The sequence below is a fragment of the Pseudodonghicola xiamenensis DSM 18339 genome (genome assembly GCF_000429365.1).
Classification (GTDB): domain Bacteria; phylum Pseudomonadota; class Alphaproteobacteria; order Rhodobacterales; family Rhodobacteraceae; genus Pseudodonghicola; species Pseudodonghicola xiamenensis.
Window position 1 is genome coordinate 14,850 of sequence record NZ_AUBS01000001.1, and the last position, 18,283, is coordinate 33,132.

Annotated in this window: 17 protein-coding genes; 10 read left to right on the forward strand and 7 right to left on the reverse strand. The window is 64.1% G+C overall.

The annotated features are described in order from the left end of the window. From G455_RS0100075 to G455_RS0100085, 3 genes are all read left to right on the forward strand, one after another. Complete coding sequence (locus G455_RS0100075) at positions 1-330, forward strand: DMT family transporter (protein WP_028091798.1); 330 nt, start codon at positions 1-3, stop codon at positions 328-330. Positions 331-895: 565 nt separating this feature from the next. Further along, on the forward strand, positions 896-1,882 hold the full coding sequence (locus tag G455_RS0100080; RefSeq protein ID WP_268246034.1) for a GSCFA domain-containing protein: 987 nt from the start codon (positions 896-898) through the stop codon (positions 1,880-1,882). Between the two features lie 25 nt (positions 1,883-1,907). After that, positions 1,908-2,606, forward strand: a complete 699-nt coding sequence (locus G455_RS0100085; protein WP_154664304.1) for a hypothetical protein — start codon at positions 1,908-1,910, stop codon at positions 2,604-2,606. A 56-nt stretch (positions 2,607-2,662) separates the two neighbouring features. Here G455_RS0100085 and G455_RS0100090 read toward each other — a convergent pair whose 3' ends face one another. Further along, a complete protein-coding gene (locus G455_RS0100090) occupies positions 2,663-3,472 on the reverse strand; it encodes an IclR family transcriptional regulator (protein ID WP_028091801.1) in 810 nt (269 codons plus the stop codon). A 191-nt stretch (positions 3,473-3,663) separates the two neighbouring features. On the opposite strand from G455_RS0100090, the gene G455_RS0100095 reads away from it, so the two are divergent. The 7 genes from G455_RS0100095 (at position 3,664) to G455_RS0100125 (ending at position 12,049) form a co-directional block, all read left to right on the forward strand. After that, positions 3,664-5,163, forward strand: coding sequence for an ABC transporter substrate-binding protein (locus G455_RS0100095; protein WP_205620449.1), 1,500 nt, complete (start codon positions 3,664-3,666; stop codon positions 5,161-5,163). A gap of 105 nt (positions 5,164-5,268) precedes the next feature. Further along, positions 5,269-6,186, forward strand: coding sequence for an ABC transporter permease (locus tag G455_RS0100100; RefSeq protein ID WP_028091803.1), 918 nt, complete (start codon positions 5,269-5,271; stop codon positions 6,184-6,186). Between the two features lies 1 nt (position 6,187). Further along, positions 6,188-7,087: an ABC transporter permease gene (locus tag G455_RS0100105; protein ID WP_028091804.1), complete on the forward strand. Its 900-nt coding sequence runs from the start codon at positions 6,188-6,190 to the stop codon at positions 7,085-7,087. Positions 7,088-7,091: 4 nt separating this feature from the next. Then, positions 7,092-8,093 (forward strand): ABC transporter ATP-binding protein, encoded by a 1,002-nt coding sequence (locus G455_RS0100110; RefSeq protein ID WP_028091805.1) that lies wholly within the window; start codon positions 7,092-7,094, stop codon positions 8,091-8,093. After that, positions 8,090-9,070: an ABC transporter ATP-binding protein gene (locus G455_RS0100115; protein ID WP_028091806.1), complete on the forward strand. Its 981-nt coding sequence runs from the start codon at positions 8,090-8,092 to the stop codon at positions 9,068-9,070. The genes G455_RS0100110 and G455_RS0100115 overlap by 4 nt, the downstream gene beginning before the upstream one ends. A gap of 4 nt (positions 9,071-9,074) precedes the next feature. Further along, positions 9,075-10,661: a gamma-glutamyltransferase gene (locus G455_RS0100120; protein WP_028091807.1), complete on the forward strand. Its 1,587-nt coding sequence runs from the start codon at positions 9,075-9,077 to the stop codon at positions 10,659-10,661. Then, positions 10,658-12,049, forward strand: coding sequence for a M20 family metallopeptidase (locus G455_RS0100125; protein WP_028091808.1), 1,392 nt, complete (start codon positions 10,658-10,660; stop codon positions 12,047-12,049). The genes G455_RS0100120 and G455_RS0100125 overlap by 4 nt, the downstream gene beginning before the upstream one ends. A 122-nt stretch (positions 12,050-12,171) precedes the next feature. On the opposite strand, the gene pdxY is transcribed toward G455_RS0100125, so the two are convergent. From pdxY to G455_RS0100155, 6 genes are all read right to left on the reverse strand, one after another. Next, positions 12,172-13,020 carry a pyridoxal kinase gene (gene pdxY, locus G455_RS0100130; protein WP_028091809.1) on the reverse strand — a complete coding sequence of 283 codons (849 nt, stop codon included), beginning with the start codon at positions 13,018-13,020 and terminating at the stop codon, positions 12,172-12,174. Between the two features lie 427 nt (positions 13,021-13,447). After that, on the reverse strand, positions 13,448-14,347 hold the full coding sequence (locus G455_RS0100135; RefSeq protein ID WP_035365863.1) for a LysR substrate-binding domain-containing protein: 900 nt from the start codon (positions 14,345-14,347) through the stop codon (positions 13,448-13,450). A 131-nt stretch (positions 14,348-14,478) separates the two neighbouring features. Continuing rightward, the gene (locus tag G455_RS22965; protein WP_051312070.1) at positions 14,479-15,078 is read right to left on the reverse strand and encodes a C40 family peptidase; all 600 of its coding nucleotides are present in this window, start codon (positions 15,076-15,078) and stop codon (positions 14,479-14,481) included. Positions 15,079-15,367: 289 nt separating this feature from the next. Next, positions 15,368-16,303 carry a serine hydrolase gene (locus tag G455_RS0100145; protein ID WP_028091811.1) on the reverse strand — a complete coding sequence of 312 codons (936 nt, stop codon included), beginning with the start codon at positions 16,301-16,303 and terminating at the stop codon, positions 15,368-15,370. A 23-nt stretch (positions 16,304-16,326) separates the two neighbouring features. After that, positions 16,327-17,298 carry an ABC transporter ATP-binding protein gene (locus G455_RS0100150; protein ID WP_028091812.1) on the reverse strand — a complete coding sequence of 324 codons (972 nt, stop codon included), beginning with the start codon at positions 17,296-17,298 and terminating at the stop codon, positions 16,327-16,329. Continuing rightward, positions 17,285-18,280, reverse strand: a complete 996-nt coding sequence (locus tag G455_RS0100155) for an ABC transporter ATP-binding protein (RefSeq protein ID WP_028091813.1) — start codon at positions 18,278-18,280, stop codon at positions 17,285-17,287. The genes G455_RS0100150 and G455_RS0100155 overlap by 14 nt, the downstream gene beginning before the upstream one ends. Positions 18,281-18,283: the final 3 nt, after the last annotated feature.

An 18,283-nucleotide genomic window follows, 5' to 3' on the forward strand; every position in this document is an offset into this window, starting at 1 on the left:
ATGGCGTGGATTCTTCTGGGCATCGCGGGGCTTCTCGAAATCGTCTGGGCAAGCGCGATGAAATCCTCGAACGGGTTCACCCTGTTTTGGCCGAGCGTGGTGACTGTGGTCGCCATGCTGGCCTCTTTCGGGTTGCTGTCCGTGGCCATGCGCAGCCTGCCCCTGGGCACCTCTTACATGATCTGGGTCGGGATCGGGGCGGTAGGTGCCTTTGTCGCCGGGATTGTCCTGCATGGCGAGGCGGTCAATCCATTGCGCATCGCGGCGGCGGGGCTGATCATCGTCGGTATGGCGCTGATGAAACTGTCCTCGCAGGGCACTGGGGCATAGCCGTCCGTCCCTGTCGCGCGGCAGGGACGGTCGATCTCTTTTCCCGGGGCGTGGAATGCGCCTGTCTCGCAGTCGTCGGAGTTTGATCCTCCGGACCGTGGGAACCCGCCCGCCTGCGGGCTGTCCTGCCCATGTTTTGGCCTTCGGAGTGCCATTTTGGCAAAACTCTGGCATTGGCGCCATTCTTTCTTGCAGGCCGTTATGTGCCTGAAATTCAAAGCATAAGGAAAGCGCTGAATGTGTCTTGTTATTCCATGTTCCGCGGGGGCACGGACGACGGATGCATATTTTATAGACGAAAAATACTCTCTTGGGTTGTGTAACTTAGATGTTTGATCCTATTTTCGTGTGACTCTGAATGTTTTGCATATTGTCATATGTGGGTTTGTTGAATTTTTGAGATGCTCTTGCGGGAGGCTGCAAAGGTATCGTTAAAAATGCAAGATGCCTGAAATGAAGATGCACAGATGTTTATTTTTAGCGAGACGATATGGCCAACCCCTATCAAGACCTGCCTTCGAAAGCATTCTGGCGCACCGGCGTTGCAAATGTTCATCCTTTTGAAATGAAGGGGCTTTGGACGCCAAAGTTCCAAATAACCTCGGATACCAGAGTCGCCACGGCAGGAAGCTGTTTTGCGCAGCATATCAGCGCTGCAATGCAGGGTCGGGGCTACACTTGGCTCGACAGTGAACCGGCGCCGGTCTGCATGAGCAAGAAGGTCAGAAAATCCTATAATTACGAGGTGTTTTCCTTTCGGACGGGAAACATCTATACGCCCGCGTTGCTGAGGCAATGGGTGTTCTGGGCCTTGGGGCTCGAGGCGCCATCTTCCGAGGTGATGGAGACCGATGGTCGCTTTTTCGACCCCTATCGCCCGGCGATCGAACCCGGAGGATATGCCTGTGCCGAAGAGGTGTTGCTGGCGCGGGAGACCACGCTGGCCTGCATAAGGGCCGCGCTGATCGAGATGGACCTCTTTGTCTTCACCCTCGGCTTGACCGAGGGATGGATCAACACGACGGATGGCACCGTCTATCCGGTCTGTCCCGGCACCATCGCGGGCCAGTTCGACGCGGATCTGCACGCCTTTCGGAACTTCTCCTACGATGAGACGCTGCAGGCCATGCAGCAGGCCTTCGAGGCCATCAAGGAGGTCAATCCGAATGTGAAATTCCTGCTGACGGTTTCTCCTGTTCCGCTGACGGCGACGGCCTCGGGCGATCACGTCCTGGTTTCGACCACCTATTCGAAATCGGTGCTCAGGGCGGTGGCGGGAGCCTTGTCGTCCATGCGGGAGGATACCGATTATTTCCCCTCGTATGAGGTGATTTCGGGCGCGCCCTATCGCGCCATGTTCTTCGACCCAAATCTGAGAACGGTGACCCCAAAGGGAGTTGAGCACGTCATGAGCCATTTCTTTGCCGGTGTCGGAATGCAGCAGGAGACACCTGTCGATCCGATCCGCAAGGGCGCGCCGAAAAAGGTCGAGACCGTCGGAGACGATCTGGTCTGTGAAGAAGCCGTGATGGAGGCCTGGAATGCCAATTGATGCCTTTCTCTTGGGAGATTCCCACATGGCTGCGCTGAAAAAGGGCGCGGATCAGATCGGCCTCGATGTCGTGGGAACTCCGATCATGCCCGGAAATATGATGAACCGGAACGGTCTTAGGTTCCATGTCACGAAAGGAGTTCAGTTCCATCCGATCCCCGGATGGTCGCGAAAGCCAAGCGTGGCAGAATGCGAGAAAAGGTTTTACGCCTCTCTCTCCAAGGTCGGGGCGGCGAGCTTGGGGGATATTGACGTTCCGGTGATTTCGAATCTCGGTTGCCGGCCGTTCACGACGGTGGAACAGTTGCGCGGTTATTCTTTCGACCCGTCTGCAGGGGAGCTGTTTATATCGCGCTCTGCGGTGGAAAAGATCATATTCGAGCGTATGGGGGATATGTTGAAGATCGCGGAATGGGTCTGCAAAAGGGTCCCGAAATTCTGTCTGGTCTTCCCTCCCGTCGCAAAGGGATCGTCCCGCGAGATGTGGAGCTTTTTTGAGGATCGCGTGTTCAGCGTTGCCAGGGAGTTCGGAGCGATAACCTATTCAACGGTCGAATGGGGCTGTCTGCCTGCGGCCGATGGAGGGTTGAAGCCTGAGTACCAGGTGGGCATGCTGAGCAACGGCGTGGACGATCAAACGCATGGGAATACGGCTTTCGGCGCGGTCGCGATCCAGGACTGCCTGTCGTTGCTGCGCGCGGCGCCGGCGTCTCTGGCGTCCTGAAACAGGCAATGCCCCTCTGTCCGGTGGCGATGGTCGACACGGAAGGGGGGGGGGCCTTATGTGCGGGCGTCCTGGCTGTCTGGCGCCGGGGATATGCTGTTTGCGGCGTCTTGCAGGTAGGGCAGGATCTCCGCGCGGATCCGATCCTCGGGCCAGCTATAGGACGAGACCGAACATTGCACCGCGGCAAAGGCCTGCTGACCCGGGATGCGGACCGGGGCCGCGATGGTGGTTTCGTTCAGGATCATCTCGTGATGCGAGATGACATAACCCAGGTCTACCGCCTGGGTGACCATCTCGGCGATCCGATCACGGTCCAGAGTGGTGCGTGATGTATAGGGGTGCAGGGGCCAGGTCCGCAGCGCCGTCTCGCGTTCTTCCCGGGAGAAGGTCGACAGCATGACCCGTCCGGCCGAAGTCGACAGCGCCGGCAGGCGGCGTCCGGCGATGCTGGCCGCGAATTGGGTGCGTTTGCAGGGCAGGCGGCTGACATAAATGATGTGATCGTTCGACAGCTCGGCCAGATTCACCGTCTCGCCGATATGTTGCGACAATTCGATCAGTCGCGGCATCGCGCGGGCCACCAGCGTATCCGACCAGCAATAGGCATAGGCCAGTTGCAACCAGGCGTGCGATGGGCTGTAGCGGCGGGTGCGCGGGTCTTTTTCCAGCATGCCTTCAAGGTGCAGCGTATTGGCGAAGCGCTGCGTGGCGCTCTTGTCGAGCCCGGTGCGCGCCGCCAGTTCGGACAGCGAAAGCTGGGTGTGAGATTCGTCGAAAGCACGCAGCAGGCGCAACCCCTTGGCCAGGGCGCCGACATAGAGCGTGTTCTGCTTTTCGGATTTGGGCTCGTCTTGGGCAGCCATTAGGTTTGTCGCCTTCTGTCCGAAGCGTCTGACGTTACCTCTTGACGCATGGTCGAAGGACTCCTTTAATGGATCATATCGTGATCGAACGTATCATAGTATAATAACAATTATGGCGCGCCTGCAACTGCCAACTGGATTGGGCGCTCAGACTGTCAGGGGGAATCATGACGCATTCTGTTTCTTTGAAGATGACCATCGCGGCGCTGGCGCTTTCGGTGGCTGCCGGCGAGGCCATGGCCGACAAGGCCAGCGGTACGCTTTATGCCGGTTTCACCAAAGAGCTGGAGAACGTCGACAGCTACTTCAACTCGTCGCGCGAAGGCGTGGTCATGCAGCGCGCGATCTGGGACGGTCTGATCTATCGCGATCCGATCACCAACGAATACAAGGGCAACCTGGCCGAATCCTGGACCTGGGTGGATGACACCACGCTGGAGTTCAAGCTGCGCCAGGGCATCACCTTCCATAATGGTGAGCCGTTCAATGCCGACGATGTGGTCTATACCGTCAACTTCGTCGCCGACGAGAGCAATGGCGTGAAGACCCAGCGCAACGTGAACTGGATGAAGTCGGCCGAGAAGATCGACGACTATACCGTGCGCATCTATCTGAAAGAGAAATTCCCCGCCGCGATCGAATTCCTCTCGGGGCCGGTGTCGATCTATCCCAACGAATATTATGCCGAAGTCGGCCCCTCGGGCATGGGGCTGAAGCCGGTGGGGACCGGTCCCTACAAGGCGGTCGAGGTCGTTCCGGGCCAGCATTTCGTGCTGGAGAAGAACGAGAATTACCACGATAGCCCCAAGGGGCAGCCGAGTATCGAAAAGGTCGATATCCGCACCATTCCGGATGTGAATACCCAGATCGCCGAACTGTTCTCGGGCTCGCTCGATCTGATCTGGCAGGTGCCCGCCGACCAGGCGCAGAAGCTTGAGCAGATGGGCCAGTTCACCGTCGCCAATGAATCGACCATGCGGGTCGGCTATATCTCGATGGATGCTGCCGGTCGGTCCTCGATGGATCCGAACCCCTTCACCGATGTGCGGGTGCGCAAGGCGGTCAACTATGCGATCGACCGTCAGGCCATCGTCGACAACCTGCTGAAGGGCAAGTCGATTCTGGTGAATACCCCCTGTTTCCCTAGCCAGTTCGGCTGTGTGCAGGATGTCACCGTCTATGACTACAACCCTGAAAAGGCCAAGGCGCTGCTGGCCGAGGCTGGCTATCCCGACGGGTTCGAAACCGATCTCTATGCCTATCGCAACCGCGATTATGCCGAGGCAGTGATCAGCTTCCTGGGTGAGGTCGGGATCAAGGTGAACCTCAAGTACATGCAGTATTCCGCCATTCGCGAGCTGAACATGAAGGGCGAGGTTCCGTTCAACTTCTCGACCTGGGGCAGCTATTCGATCAACGACGCCTCGGCCATGGTCAGCCAGTTCTTCAAGCTGGGCAGCCTGGACGACGCGCGCGATGAAGGGGTGGCTGCGGATCTCGCAACCGCCGATACCTCGACCGATCCGGCCACGCGGATCGAATATTACACCAAGGCGCTGCAGCGGATCACCGATCAGGCCTATTGGGTGCCGCTGTTCAGCTATAACACCAACTATGTGTTCAAGACGGATGTCGATTACACCCCGACGCCGGACGAGGTGCTGCGCTTTACCACCATGTCGTGGAAGTAATCCGCCACTGAAATACCCTCCGGCGCCCGCTTGCGCGCCGGAGGTCTCCCATGGCCGTGCCCACCCAGGGCGCGCTGCCACAGGTTATCTAAGGGTCATCCGAACGTGTTCCAATTCATTCTGAAACGGCTGGGGCTGGCCATTCTGGTTGCCTTCACCGTGTCGTTCATCAGCTTTTCGCTGCTGTTCCTGGCGGGGGACCCCGCCGCGGCGCTGGCCGGCGAAACCGCCAGCGGCGAGGATATCGAAGCCCTGCGCCATCTCTACGGGTTCGACCGGCCGATGATGGTGCAATATGGCGACTGGCTGTTCTCGGCGCTGCGCGGCGATTTCGGCGAGAGCTATTATTTCAAGCTGCCGGTCGCCGGGCTGATCTTTGACCGGCTGTCGATCACCATGACGCTGGGGGTTTGCGGCATCGCCTTCGCGCTGCTGACCGCCGTGCCGCTGGGTGTCGCCGCCGCGATCCGGCCCAATTCGCTGATCGACCGGATCGCGTTGTTCCTGTCTGTCGCGGGGCAGGCGCTGCCGAGCTTCTGGTTCGGGCTGATCCTGGTGGTGGTCTTTTCGATCAAACTGGGCTGGTTGCCGCCTTCGGGCACCGCGACCTGGCGGCACTTCATCATGCCGACCATCGTGCTGGGCTATTACGCGATGCCTGCCATCATGCGTCTGACCCGGGCCGGTATGCTTGAGGTTCTGTCCTCCGATTACATCCGCACCGCGCGGGCCAAGGGCGCGCCGGAAATGCGGGTGATGTTCAAGCACGCGCTGCGCAACGCCATCATTCCGGTGGTCAGCCTGGCCGCCGTTCAGATGGGTTTCATGCTGGGGGGCTCGATCGTGGTTGAATCGATCTTTGCGCTGCATGGCGCGGGCTATCTCGCCTGGGAGAGCATCGGGCGCAACGATCTGCCGACGGTGCAGGCGCTGATCCTGATCTTCGCGATGTTCTACATCGTCTTCACCTTCCTGGCCGACGTGCTGAATGCCTGGCTCGACCCGCGGATGAGGAGCAGCTGAGATGAGTGACGCTATGACTGATCCGCTTCTGGCCGAAATCGTCGGGCCGACGCCCGGGCAGCTTTTGCGCCGGCGTATCTTCGGGCACCAGGGACTTCTGATCGGTGGCACCGTGGTGGCGCTGCTGGTTCTTGTGGCGATCTTCGCGCCGCTGCTGGCGCCGCATGATCCCTATGCCCAAAGCCTGATGGCCCGGATGAAGCCGCCGGTCTTCCTGGGCGGCACCTGGGAGCATCCGCTGGGCACCGATCACCTGGGCCGCGATTACCTGTCCCGCCTGATCTATGGTGCCCGTGTGTCGCTGATGATCGGCCTGGTCGCCGCGGTGATCTCCGGGCTGATCGGCTCGGTGATGGGGATTTGTGCCGGCTACTTCGGTGGCAAGGTCGACGCAGTGGTGACCTTTCTGATCAACGTTCGTCTGGCGATGCCGGTGGTGCTGGTTGCGCTGGCCGTGGTTGCCATCCTCGGCGGATCACTGACCGTGATGGTATCGGTCCTGGGGCTGCTTCTGTGGGACCGTTTCGCGGTGGTGCTGCGCGCCTCGACCCGACAGGTGCGCGAACGCGAATATGTCGCTGCCGCCAAGTCCATCGGTGCCTCGACCCCGCGGATCCTGCTGGCCGAGATCCTGCCGAACATCGTCAACAACCTGATCGTCGTGGTCACGCTGGAGATGGCTCATGCGATCCTCCTGGAAGCGGCGCTGAGCTTTCTGGGCCTTGGTGTGCAACCGCCGACGCCAAGCTGGGGGCTGATGGTCTCCGAGGGCAAGAACATGATGCTGTTCGAGCCCTGGCTGGTGATGATCCCCGGCACGGTGCTGTTCGTGCTGGTTCTGGGCATCAACCTGATGGGCGACGGGCTGCGCGACGTGGCCGCCCCCGAGAACAGGAGCTGATCCGATGGCAGACAGGCTTTTGACAGTTCGCGATCTGGTGATCGACATTCCCGTCGGTGGCGGCACGCTGCATGCGGTGCGCGGCATCGACTTCGAGCTAGACCGGGGCGAGGTGCTGTGCATCGTCGGTGAAAGCGGGTCGGGCAAATCGCTGACCTCGCTGGCGCTGATGGGGCTTCTGGGCAAGCGGATCAAGCCCAGGGCAACGCAGATGGACTTCGACGGCACCGCGCTGCTGAGCGCGTCGAAGAAGACCATGCGCAGCCTGCGCGGCGCGCGCATGTCGATGATCTTCCAGGAACCGATGACCTCGCTCAACCCGGCCTATACCATCGGCGATCAGTTGATGGAGGCGATGCTGTTGCACCGCGATGTGCCGCGCGCTGAGGCGCGGGCACGGGCGGTCGAGCTGCTGGAAAAGGTCGGCATCACCGCCGCCGAAAGCCGGCTCGGGCAATATCCGCACCAGCTTTCTGGCGGGTTGCGGCAACGGGTGATGATCGCCATGGCGCTGATGTGCGGGCCCGAGCTGATCATCGCCGATGAACCCACCACCGCGCTCGACGTGACGATCCAGGCGCAGATCCTGCGGCTGCTGGTCGATCTGGTGCGCGAGATGGGCATGGCGATGATCCTGATCACCCACGATCTGGGCGTGGTCGCCCGGGTCGCGGACAAGGTCGCGGTGATGTATGCCGGCGAGCTGGTCGAGACCGGCCCAGCGAAAGAGATCTTCGAGGCGCCGATGCACCCCTATACCCGCGGGCTGCTGCGCTGCATCCCGCTGCCGGGCAAGACCAAACGCGGCAGTGAGCTGGGCACCATCCCGGGCATCGTGCCGTCGTTGGTGGGGCGGGTATCGGGCTGTGTCTTCCGCACCCGCTGCACCTTTGCGACCGAGGCTTGCCGGGGCGATATCCCGCGCCACCTGCGGGGTCCGCAGGCCTTCCGCTGCGTGCTGGACGACGGCGGGCTTTCCCAAGAAAAACAAGAGGTGCAGGCATGACCGCTCCGGTTCTGGAACTGCGCAACGTCGTCAAGACCTATAGCGTGAAACAGGGGCTTATGGGGCGCCCGAAGCCCCTGACCGCAGTCAAGGACGTGAGCCTGAGCCTTGGTCGCAGCGAGGTGCTTGGGCTGGTGGGGGAATCCGGCTGTGGCAAGTCGACGCTCGCCAAGATCCTGCTGGGGCTCGAGGCGCCGACCTCGGGCGAGGTGCTGGTCGATGGTGAGGCCTTGGGGGCGCAGGACCGCCTCAAGCTGGCCCGCCGCATCCAGCCGATCTTTCAGGATCCCTATTCCTCGCTCAATCCGCGCAAGAGCATTGCCGATATCATCTCTCTGCCGTTGCGGGTGCATGGCATCGGGGACGCCGCCAGCCAGAAGCAGGCCGTGCGGGAGATCCTCGATGTGGTCGGTCTGCCGTCGCGGGTGATGAACACCTATCCCAGCCAGATGTCGGGCGGTCAGCGGCAGCGCGTCGCCATCGCCCGGGCGCTGATCATGAAGCCCGAGATCGTCATCTGTGACGAGCCGACCTCGGCGCTCGACGTGTCGGTGCAGTCGCAGATCCTCAATCTGCTGGGCGAGCTGCGGCGCGAATTCGGGCTGACCTATCTGTTCATCTCGCACAACCTCGCCGTGGTCGAACATCTCGCCACCCGGGTGGCGGTGATGTATCTGGGCCGGATCGTGGAAGAGGCCGAAACCGGCGATCTCTTCGACAATCCGCGCCATCCCTACAGCCGCGCACTGCTGAAATCGGTGCTGACCCCGGAACCGGGGCTGGGCGTGCCGGATACCCAACTGGGCATGGCCTATCCCAACCCGATCAACCCGCCCTCGGGCTGCGCCTTCCATCCGCGCTGTCCGCTGGCGACGGAACTGTGCAAGACCAGGGCGCCGCGCCCGGTGCCGCAGGATGGCGGCTTTGTGGAATGCCATCTTTACGACCGTGAAACCGAAATGTTCGAACAGGCCTGATCTGATGAAATCCTCGCTCTCGCGTACCCAGACCGTTGCCAAGACGGTGATTGAAACCAAGGGGGGCGTGGTGGCGTCCCAGCACAGCCTCGCGGCGCAGGCCGGCGCGGCCGTGCTTGCCGAAGGGGGAGATGCGGTCGATGCGGCAGTGGCCGCCTCCTTCGTGCTGGGGGTTCTCGAACCCTGGATGAGCGGCCCGGCCGGCGGTGGCGCGATGATGCTGTGGCGTGCGGACAAGGGTGAGGCAATCGCGCTGAACTATGGCATGCGCTCGCCCAAGGGGCTCAAGGTCTCGGATTATCCGCTGTCGGGCAAGGGCAAGGCCGGGGATCTCTTCCCCTGGGAGGAGGTGGTCGACAACCGCAACGTTCAGGGCGCCAGCGCCGTGGCGGTGCCGGGTGTGGTTGACGGGCTGGGCCAGGCGCATGCCCGCTGGGGCAAGATGCCCTGGGCCGATCTGCTGGCCCCGGCCATCGCGCACGCCAAGGAAGGCATGCTGGTCGATTGGTACGCGGCGCTGATCATTGCCTCGACCACGCGGGAACTGGCCAAGGACCCGGACGCGGCGGCGATGTTCCTGGAAGACGGCCAATGGCCCAGCATCGGCGCCTGGACCGCGCTGGCGGAAAAGCGGATCGACCAGTCGAAGATGGCCGCGACGCTGGAAGAGATCGCCCGTGGTGGTGCCCGCGCGCTCTATGACGGTGATCTGGGCGCGGCGCTGGCCAAGGACGTGCAGGACAAGGGCGGCAGTCTCAGCCATGACGATCTGCGGGCCTATGGCGCGACCTTCCACCCAGCGCTGAGCTTTGCCTATCGCGATGCGATGATCCACGCGGTGCCCGGGCTGACCGCCGGTCCGACATTGAAACATGCGCTGAGCCTGGCGGCAGAGACGCCGCTGTCGGGCAGTGCCACCCCGGATGGCGAGGCCTATGCCGCCTGGGCGCGCGGTCTGAAATCGGCCTATGCCAGCCGGCTCTCCGGCATGGGGGACACTGGCGAAAGCACAAGCGCACCGGGGTGCACCACCCATTTCTCGGTGGTCGACAAGGACGGCAACATGGTGGCGATGACCCAGACGCTGCTGTCGATCTTCGGCAGCCGGGTGGTCTCGCCCTCGACCGGGCTGCTCTTGAACAACGGTATCATGTGGTTCGACCCGGAGCAGGGCAAACCCAATTCGCTGGGCCCAGACAAGGCCTGTCTGATGAACGTCTGCCCGGTGCTGGGCGAGACTGGTGAGACCCGCTTCGCCTTCGGTGCCAGCGGCGGGCGCAAGATCGTCTCGGCGGTGGCGCAATTGGCCGGGTTCGTCACCGATTACGGCATGGACGTCGGTCAGGCCTTCCACAGCCCGCGGATCGACGTTTCGGGCGGTGAGACGCTGGTGGCGGATGAGACGCTTTCGGCGGACATCCTCGCCCGGCTGGCCGAGGAGAACGAGGTGCAGACCACCAAGCGCACAGTTTTCCCCTATGCCTTCGCTTGCCCGGCGGGGGTGATGCGGCGCGGCGGTCTGAACTCCGGCTGTACTGAAATCATGTCGCCCTGGGGCGATGCGATTACCGAGGAGGAGATGGCCCAATGACCCGCGACGACGCGATCGGCACCATTCACGCCTATTTCGACGAAGGCCGGTTCCAGACCGAACTGGCAGAATTGGTGGCCTATCCGACCGAAAGCCAGAACCCCGAGGCCGCGCCCGAGCTGGGCCGCTATCTCGAGGCGGCGATGAAACCGCGCCTGACCGCGATGGGCTTTGATTGCGAGACGTTCGACAATCCGGTCGAAGGCGCCGGCCCTTTCCTGATCGCCGAGCGGCACGAGGGCGACGATCTGCCCACAGTGCTGATCTATGGCCATGGCGATGTGATCCGCGCCCAGGAAGGCATGTGGCGCGAGGGGCTTGGCCCCTTCACCCTGGTGGAGGAGGGAGACCGGCTCTATGGCCGGGGGACTGCTGACAACAAGGGCCAGCATCTGATCAATATCGCCGCCCTCGATGCGGTGCTCGAAGTGCGCGGCAAGCTGGGATTCAACACCCGCATCGTGATCGAGACGGGGGAGGAGACCGGCTCTCCCGGCCTGCGCGAATTCTTCGCCGAGCAGAAGCCGCGGCTTGCGGCCGATGTGCTGATCGCCTCGGACGGGCCGCGGTTGCAGCCCGATACGCCGACGATGTTCATGGGCGCCCGCGGTGGCTCCACCTTCGATCTGGTGGTCGATCTGCGGCAAGGCGCGCATCACTCGGGCAACTGGGGCGGGCTTCTGGCCGATCCGGCGATGATCCTGGCGCAGGCGCTGTCGGTGATCACCGACGCGCGCGGCCAGATCAAAGTGCCGGAATGGCGCCCCGACAGCCTGACGCCGAAGATCCGCGCGGCCCTCAGCGATCTGCCGCTGAAGATGGACGAGGGCCCCAGCATCGACGCGGATTGGGGAGAGGAAAGCCTGAGCCCGGCGGAACGCGTTTTCGGCTGGAACAGCTTCGCCGTGCTGGCGATGAAAAGCGGTGTGCCCGAGGCGCCGGTGAACGCGATTTCATCCTATGCCAAGGCCACCTGCCAGCTCCGCTTTGTGGTGGGCACCGATCCCGATCAGATCGTGCCGGCGCTGCGCCGCCACCTCGATGCTCATGGTTTCGGTCAGGTGCAGATCGTGCCGCACGAACGTGGCTCCTTCCCGGCGACGCGGCTCGACCCGGATCACCCCTGGGCCGCCTTCGTGCGGACGTCGTTGGAGCAGAGCGCCGGCAAGCCGCCGCATGTGCTGCCGAACCTGGCCGGGTCGCTGCCGAACGATTGCTTTACCGATATCCTCGGCCTGCCGACGGTCTGGGTGCCGCATTCCTATCGCGCCTGTTCCCAGCACGCGCCGAATGAACATGTGCTCAAGCCGATCTGCCGCGACGCGCTCGGTTGCATGGCAGGGCTGTTCTGGGACATCGGAGAAACCGGCGGCCCGGCGCGGGGCTGACGACAAAGGTGGCGTTTCGACCCGGCGAAGCGCCGCCTCTGTAGGCGCGTTTCCCTCGTGCCTGCTGTGGCGGCCCGTGAACGCAACGCCAGGGGGCCGCGCAGACGGCAAGGGCGGGCCCTCTACGCGGCGCCGAGGTTCAGTAGCGCGCGGCGGAATTCGGGATCGCTCAGCACCACTTCACCGGCCCCGAGCTCCTGGGCATGGCTCAGCGCGCGGGAGGTGAGGTCCTGGGCGGTTTCGACCGCGCGCGGCAGGCTCAGCCCGCGCCCCAGACCGGCCAGGATCAGCCCGGCAAAGAGATCCCCGGTTCCTGAGAGGGCGACGGGCAGATGCACGGTTGGATGCCGGCTGACCCCTTCGGGGCCGAGAACGACGCTTTCGATATATCCGGGGGCGGTATCCTCCAGCGCGCAGCCGGTGGCGATCAGCCGGGACGCGGGGGCGATGTGCAACAGTTCTTTCGCCGTCCTGATGTCGTCGAGAGATCTGATATCGCGTCCGGTCAGCCAGGTCAGTTCGAACGGGTTCGGCGTGGCGAGATCGGCCATCGGCAGCAGCCGGTCGCGCATTACGTCGGCAATGGCTTCGGGCACGTAAAGGCCAGGCCCGGCGTCGCCCATCACCGGATCGCAGAGATAGGTGAGCTTCGGGTTGGCAGCTTTCGCCTCGGCCACGAAATCGGCCACCATTTCCGCCACGTCGAGCGAGCCGATATACCCTGTCAGGATGAAATTCGCCCGCTCTGGCAGGCCGCGTTCGCGGGCGCCTTGCAGCAGATCGGAAAAGAACTCCGGCGGCAGGGCGCGGCCGCGCAGGGTGGGGTAATCGGGGGTGTTCGAAAACACCACCGTCGGGATCGCTGCGACCTCAAGCCCGGTCGCCTGCATCGGGAACAGCGCGGCGGAATTGCCAACGTGGCCGAAAACCACCTGGCTCTGGATCGAAATGACGAATGGGGGGCGGGTCATGCGGGGGCGTCCAGTCCTTTGCTTCAGCGCGCGACCGGGTGGCCGTCCCTGCGCCGGTCTTGGTCTGCGGATCGGGCACGGCGATGCCTGCAAGTGCGCGCAGGGCTATTTCGTCCAGATAGAGCGCATGGCAGAGCCGGCGCAAGCGCCAATCCCGTGTGCCGCGGGGAAGAAGATGAGGGCGCGATCGTTGTCGCCAGGTTTGTCCAGCCCGATCGGGGGGCTTCAAATGTGTCGCCGCCGGCGCTGGGGAGATTGGTGCGTCACACCAGAAGCACCAGATCGCCGCGGATCACAACGGCGATGGTCGCGGCAGTCGAGCGGTCGGAGAGGAGAGGGCGCTGGGGGGCTGCATTGCGGCCTCTGGCCCCGGCTGGGGCGGGAAAACGCTTTCGCAGCTCGCGGAATGGCAGCCTGGGCGACAGGCTCAACGCATGGCTGCGATGATGCGGGCCTCTGGGGTCGCGGCCAACCTGGTCAGGGTTTCCTGTCGCAGGACTTCGGCCAGCTCTTCGGCAAGGGGAGAGAGGCCGGGCGCGCGCAGCAGGCGCAGTTCGATGTCAGGCAGGTCCGGCAGGCCGAGCTGTTTTCCGACACAGGTGATATCCTCCGGCAGGCCGTATCCGGTGCGCACCGCGATCCCCAGGCCGCTGCGGACTGCCGCCCAGACGGCGGGCAGGCTCGGGGTGGTCAGCGCTGCGCGCCAGCGGGTCTGGCTGTTGTCCAATGCGCCGAGCGTCGCCTGGCGGAACAGGCAGGGGTGGTTGAACAGCACCAGCGGCACCAGATCGCGCGGCGGGGTGTGTTCGAGGTGTCTGGTCGCAAGCCAGCGCATCGGCAGTTCGCACAGGGCTTCGCCCTCGGCCGGGCTGCCGGGGCGAAAAAAGGCGATGGCGGCATCCAGACGTCCGGCCCGGACCTCTTCTGCGATGCCGTGGTTCTCGCCGGCGCACACATCGACATGCACAGTTTGGCGGATCCGTTCGAAGGAGGTCAGCGTGGCCGGCATCACGTCATCGAAAAAGTCCTGGGGCAGGCCAAGGCGTACCGAAGCGGTAATCGCCGCAGCACCGACAGACAGGGCGGCCTCGTCGTTCAGGGCGATGATCCGCCGGGCATAGCCGATGAAGGATTCACCTGCCTCGGTCGGGACCAGCCCGCGGCCCTGACGGGTGAACAGCGGCGTGCCGGCCTGATGTTCCAGCTTTTTCAGCTGCATGCTGACGGCGGATTGCGACCGGCCGAGCTGAATTGCGGCACGGGCAAAACTGCCCAGATCGGTTGCGACCACGATGGCGCGCAGAGCGTCGATGTCAAAGCTTGCCATTGCTTTTGAGTCCCTGAAGTCGAAGGTATGACTTATTCGGTATCACAAATGGTTTTGCCCTGGCGACCCGGTTGGTGCCACGCCATGGTCTGGTCGCCACCATTGCCTCAGGGGCGGCGGGGAACAGGTGCTCATGGATAGACGCGCCGAAGCTCGGGCGCTGCCATGATCGAGGCGGTGGTCAGGATCGCGATATCGTCGATGATGGTCCAGCATTCGTCCCGCGTCACGATATAGCGGCAATAGGGATGGTCCTGCCAGTGGTCCAGAAAGACCGCTTTCAGCGCAGGGGCATCTGCAGCGAGCGCGGCCAGCCGGGTCGGCTTGCCCAATGTCGCACCGGCTCCGAGCGCGGCGAGAAAGACCAGTTCGGCGCTGTAATATTCGGTGCCACCCGGGAGCCTGAACGGGTCGGCGGGGTGCCCATAGGCGACCAGAAGCGCATTGTAGGAAAGCGGGCTGTCGGCCTGTCCCCAGTCTGCGGCGTGGGCGAGCCGATAGACGACATAGTCTTGAGCGCCCAACCCCGAGACGAATTTGTCGAGCGCCGCTTCGATCACTCCGTCGGATGGATCGACATAAACCACACGGGGCCCGCCGCTGCTGGCGCGCAGGATGGCTGCCGATCCGAAGCGTGCCCCGGTGGCGGCGGCGATCCGATCATCGAATGGATCGAGCCCCGAGCGGAAGATGATATCGCCGGCGTGCCAATTCCAGGCGGCTTCGGACATCGCGCCTTGCGACGCGGGGGCCACCTCCTGCGTCGCAAGGCGCGGCCAGTGCGGCGAGCGTCAGCGCCAAGGGACGGAACCGTCGCGCTTTGAAAGGGGGAGAAGTGTGATCGCATGTCAGGGAGATCCGGTGCGTGTCGTCGTGGCTCCTTAGCTAACCCGTGCGAACGGATGCGTCGACCTTGGGAGTAGCCAGCATGGGCCCAGGGCGTGGCGGTCCCGCCTGTGGCCCTTGCGGTGGCCGCAGGTCGGTGTACCGGACAGACAAAACGCCCGTGATCCGGGCGCACTATTCGCAGTGACTGACCGCGCGTGTCCCGATGAGATGGCCGCAAAGGATGCGGGCCATTTCGGGGAAGATTTCCGGGTGATCCTCGCAGATACCCTTGCCCTGGGTCATCAGCGACAGGATCACCGGGGCCTCTCCGGGCAAGGCGATGCGGATCAGGTCGTGCTTGTAATAGGAGGCGCGGGCGTCGCCGGTCCAGGAATTGCGCCCGGCCTTGCTCCAGATCGTTGCAGCCTCCGGCACGCCGCCACCCAGATAGTCGCTGACCTGGAAATGTGGCTGCCTGGCCTTGTCGCTCTGTCGATCGCGCAGCAGGATCTCCTGCGCCCGGGCGCGGGCTTCGGCGCCCAGCGGCAGGTCGCCGGCGAAGAGTTCATGGAACATCCGGGCGGCCGTCAGCGGGGTCAGCACGTTGAGATAGCTGCTGTCGGCGCCGGCATATTGCGCCTCTCGGCCATAGCGGGTGTCGTCCATCAGCTTCTGGGTGATGTTGCAGCCCTGCCATTCCGGCCAGCCCAGTGCGGCGAAGAAACGGTTCAGCCCCTCGCGCCGCTCGCGCCAGAGCGCGAAGTCCTCGGGCTCAAGCCGGGTGTCGCCAGTGGTGCCGGTCACCAGATCAATGATGTAATTGGTCGCGGTGTTCGACGACCAGGCGATCATGTCGTGCATCGCACGGTCGAGATCGTGATGCGGCGCGACTCGGCCCGCCTCCAGCGCGTTCAGCACATGGACCAGGTGGAACACCTTGACCACGCTGCAGGGATAGCAATGCCAATCGCCGTTGCGGGCATAGCCGACGGGCGTGTCCCCGGTGTCGCGCAGCGCCACCAGACCGAAGCGGTCCTCGGTCAGCCCCTGGGGGGCGAAGCGGCTGAGGATCTCCTCGGCGGCCGCGTCGCAGCGGCGGGTCCAGTCGGGATCTGTGGTGAAGAACATAGAATTACTTTCGCTGATGCGGGTTAGTGTGACTGCGGTGCGGGCGCGGCCAGATGGCAGCGCACCTGAGCCACAGGGCCAGCGGGGCGCAGGGCCTGCGGCAGATCGCAGGCGGGCAGGGCCTGCGGGCAGCGCGGGGCGAAGCGGCAGCCCGCTCGGACCTCGAAGGGATCGGGGATCTCTCCCCGGATCGGTGCCGAGGTTTCGCGGGCGTGGCGCACGTCGGGCACCGCCGAGATCAGCGCCCGGGTATAGGGATGCAGCGGCGTGGCGAAGAGTTCCTCGCTCGGTTGCAGCTCGACGATCTCGCCCAGATACATCACCGCCACCCGGTTGCAGAGATAGCGGACCACGTTCATGTCATGCGAGATGAAGAGGATGGTCAGCCCCTTGTCGCGGTTGAGCCTGCGCAACAGGTTGATGATCTGCGCCTGCACCGAGGCGTCGAGCGCCGAGACCGGTTCATCGGCCACCAGGATCTCCGGGCGCGGGCACAGCGCGCGGGCAATCGACACGCGCTGACGCTGCCCGCCGGACAGCGCGTTTGGATATTTCGCCGCCGTCTCCTGTGGCAGGCCGACCTCGTCCAGCGCGCGGGCGACCTCGGCGCGGCGTTCGGCGCGCGAGAGCTGCGGGTGGTAATGCGCCACCACCTCCTCCAACTGGGCGCCGAGCGTCATCCGCGGGTCGAGCGAGGAATAGGGATCCTGAAACACCATCTGCAGCCGGCCCTTGGGATCGGGGCCCTGCAAAGGCGCGCCGTCGAATAGCACGCGGCCCTCGTTGCTGGGCTGCAAGCCGATGCCGATCCGCGCCAGCGTGCTCTTGCCGCAGCCGGATTCGCCGACGATGCCCAGCACCTCCCCCCGGGAGAGCGTCAGATCCACACCGCGCACTGCCTGCAGCTGGGGCGCCGGGCGGCGGGCCAAAGTGTCGATCAGCCCGCGTTTCATCGTAAAGCGGCGGGCGACGCCCTGGAATTCAAGCAATGGCATCGGGCACCTCCGTCAGGATGCAGGCGTCAAGGTGGTCTGCCGAGACCCCGGAGCGGGGCTTCAGCACGGGGGCGGCGCCCTGGGCACAGCACGGCCGCGCGACGCGGCAGCGGGGGGCGAAGCGGCAGCCGGAGGGCGGTGTGATCAGGCTGGGCGGGCTGCCCTCGATCGGGGTCAGATCGCGATCGCGCGACACCTGCCCCGGCAGCGCGTCAAGCAGCGCCCGCGTATAGGGATGTGAAGGGTGATCGAGCACCTGGCGCACCGATCCGGTCTCGACCACGCGGCCGGCATACATCACCGCCATACGGTCGCAGATCTGTGACACCACACCCAGATCATGGGTGATGAAAATGATCGAGGTGCCGGTGCCGTCACGCCGTTCCTTCAGCAGGCGCAGGATCTGGTCTTGCACCGTGACGTCGAGCGCGGTGGTGGGTTCGTCGGCGATGATCAGCCGGGGTTGCAGCGCCAGCGCCATGGCGATCACCACCCGCTGCCGCAGCCCGCCCGACAGTTCATGCGGGAAGGCGTCGAGCCGCCGCTCGGGCGAGGTGATATGGACATCGCGCAGCAATTGCAGCGCGGCCTCGCGCGCCTCAGTGCGGCTGACCTTGCGGTGCCGGCGGATCACCTCGGCCACCTGCTTGCCGATCCGCATGGTCGGGTTCAGCGCGGTCAGCGGATCCTGGAAGATAAAGGCCACCTCGCGGCCGCGCACCCGGGCCAGATCGCTCTCGCGCATTTGCGCCAGATCGCCGGTGCCCTCGAGGATGACCTCGCCGCCAACGATGCGGGCGGTGGCCCCGGCGAACAGCCGCAGGATCGACCGGCAGGTCGCCGATTTGCCGCAGCCGGATTCGCCGACGATGCCGAAGATTTCGCCCGGGTTCACATCGAAGCTGACCCCGTCGACCGCCCGGGCGATGCCGGCGGGACCGCGGAATTCGGTCTGCAGATTGCGAATGCTCAGAATGCTCATGGC

Coding starts and splice junctions, on each gene's coding strand:
- G455_RS0100075 (WP_028091798.1), top strand. CDS start 1: ATGGCGTGGATTCTTCTGGGCATCGCGGGGCTTCTCGAAATCGTCTGG.
- G455_RS0100080 (WP_268246034.1), top strand. CDS start 896: ATGAAGGGGCTTTGGACGCCAAAGTTCCAAATAACCTCGGATACCAGA.
- G455_RS0100085 (WP_154664304.1), top strand. CDS start 1,908: ATGGCTGCGCTGAAAAAGGGCGCGGATCAGATCGGCCTCGATGTCGTG.
- G455_RS0100090 (WP_028091801.1), bottom strand. CDS start 3,472: ATGGCTGCCCAAGACGAGCCCAAATCCGAAAAGCAGAACACGCTCTAT.
- G455_RS0100095 (WP_205620449.1), top strand. CDS start 3,664: ATGACCATCGCGGCGCTGGCGCTTTCGGTGGCTGCCGGCGAGGCCATG.
- G455_RS0100105 (WP_028091804.1), top strand. CDS start 6,188: ATGAGTGACGCTATGACTGATCCGCTTCTGGCCGAAATCGTCGGGCCG.
- G455_RS0100110 (WP_028091805.1), top strand. CDS start 7,092: ATGGCAGACAGGCTTTTGACAGTTCGCGATCTGGTGATCGACATTCCC.
- G455_RS0100115 (WP_028091806.1), top strand. CDS start 8,090: ATGACCGCTCCGGTTCTGGAACTGCGCAACGTCGTCAAGACCTATAGC.
- G455_RS0100120 (WP_028091807.1), top strand. CDS start 9,075: ATGAAATCCTCGCTCTCGCGTACCCAGACCGTTGCCAAGACGGTGATT.
- G455_RS0100125 (WP_028091808.1), top strand. CDS start 10,658: ATGACCCGCGACGACGCGATCGGCACCATTCACGCCTATTTCGACGAA.
- pdxY (WP_028091809.1), bottom strand. CDS start 13,020: ATGACCCGCCCCCCATTCGTCATTTCGATCCAGAGCCAGGTGGTTTTC.
- G455_RS0100135 (WP_035365863.1), bottom strand. CDS start 14,347: ATGGCAAGCTTTGACATCGACGCTCTGCGCGCCATCGTGGTCGCAACC.
- G455_RS22965 (WP_051312070.1), bottom strand. CDS start 15,078: ATGTCCGAAGCCGCCTGGAATTGGCACGCCGGCGATATCATCTTCCGC.
- G455_RS0100145 (WP_028091811.1), bottom strand. CDS start 16,303: ATGTTCTTCACCACAGATCCCGACTGGACCCGCCGCTGCGACGCGGCC.
- G455_RS0100150 (WP_028091812.1), bottom strand. CDS start 17,298: ATGCCATTGCTTGAATTCCAGGGCGTCGCCCGCCGCTTTACGATGAAA.
- G455_RS0100155 (WP_028091813.1), bottom strand. CDS start 18,280: ATGAGCATTCTGAGCATTCGCAATCTGCAGACCGAATTCCGCGGTCCC.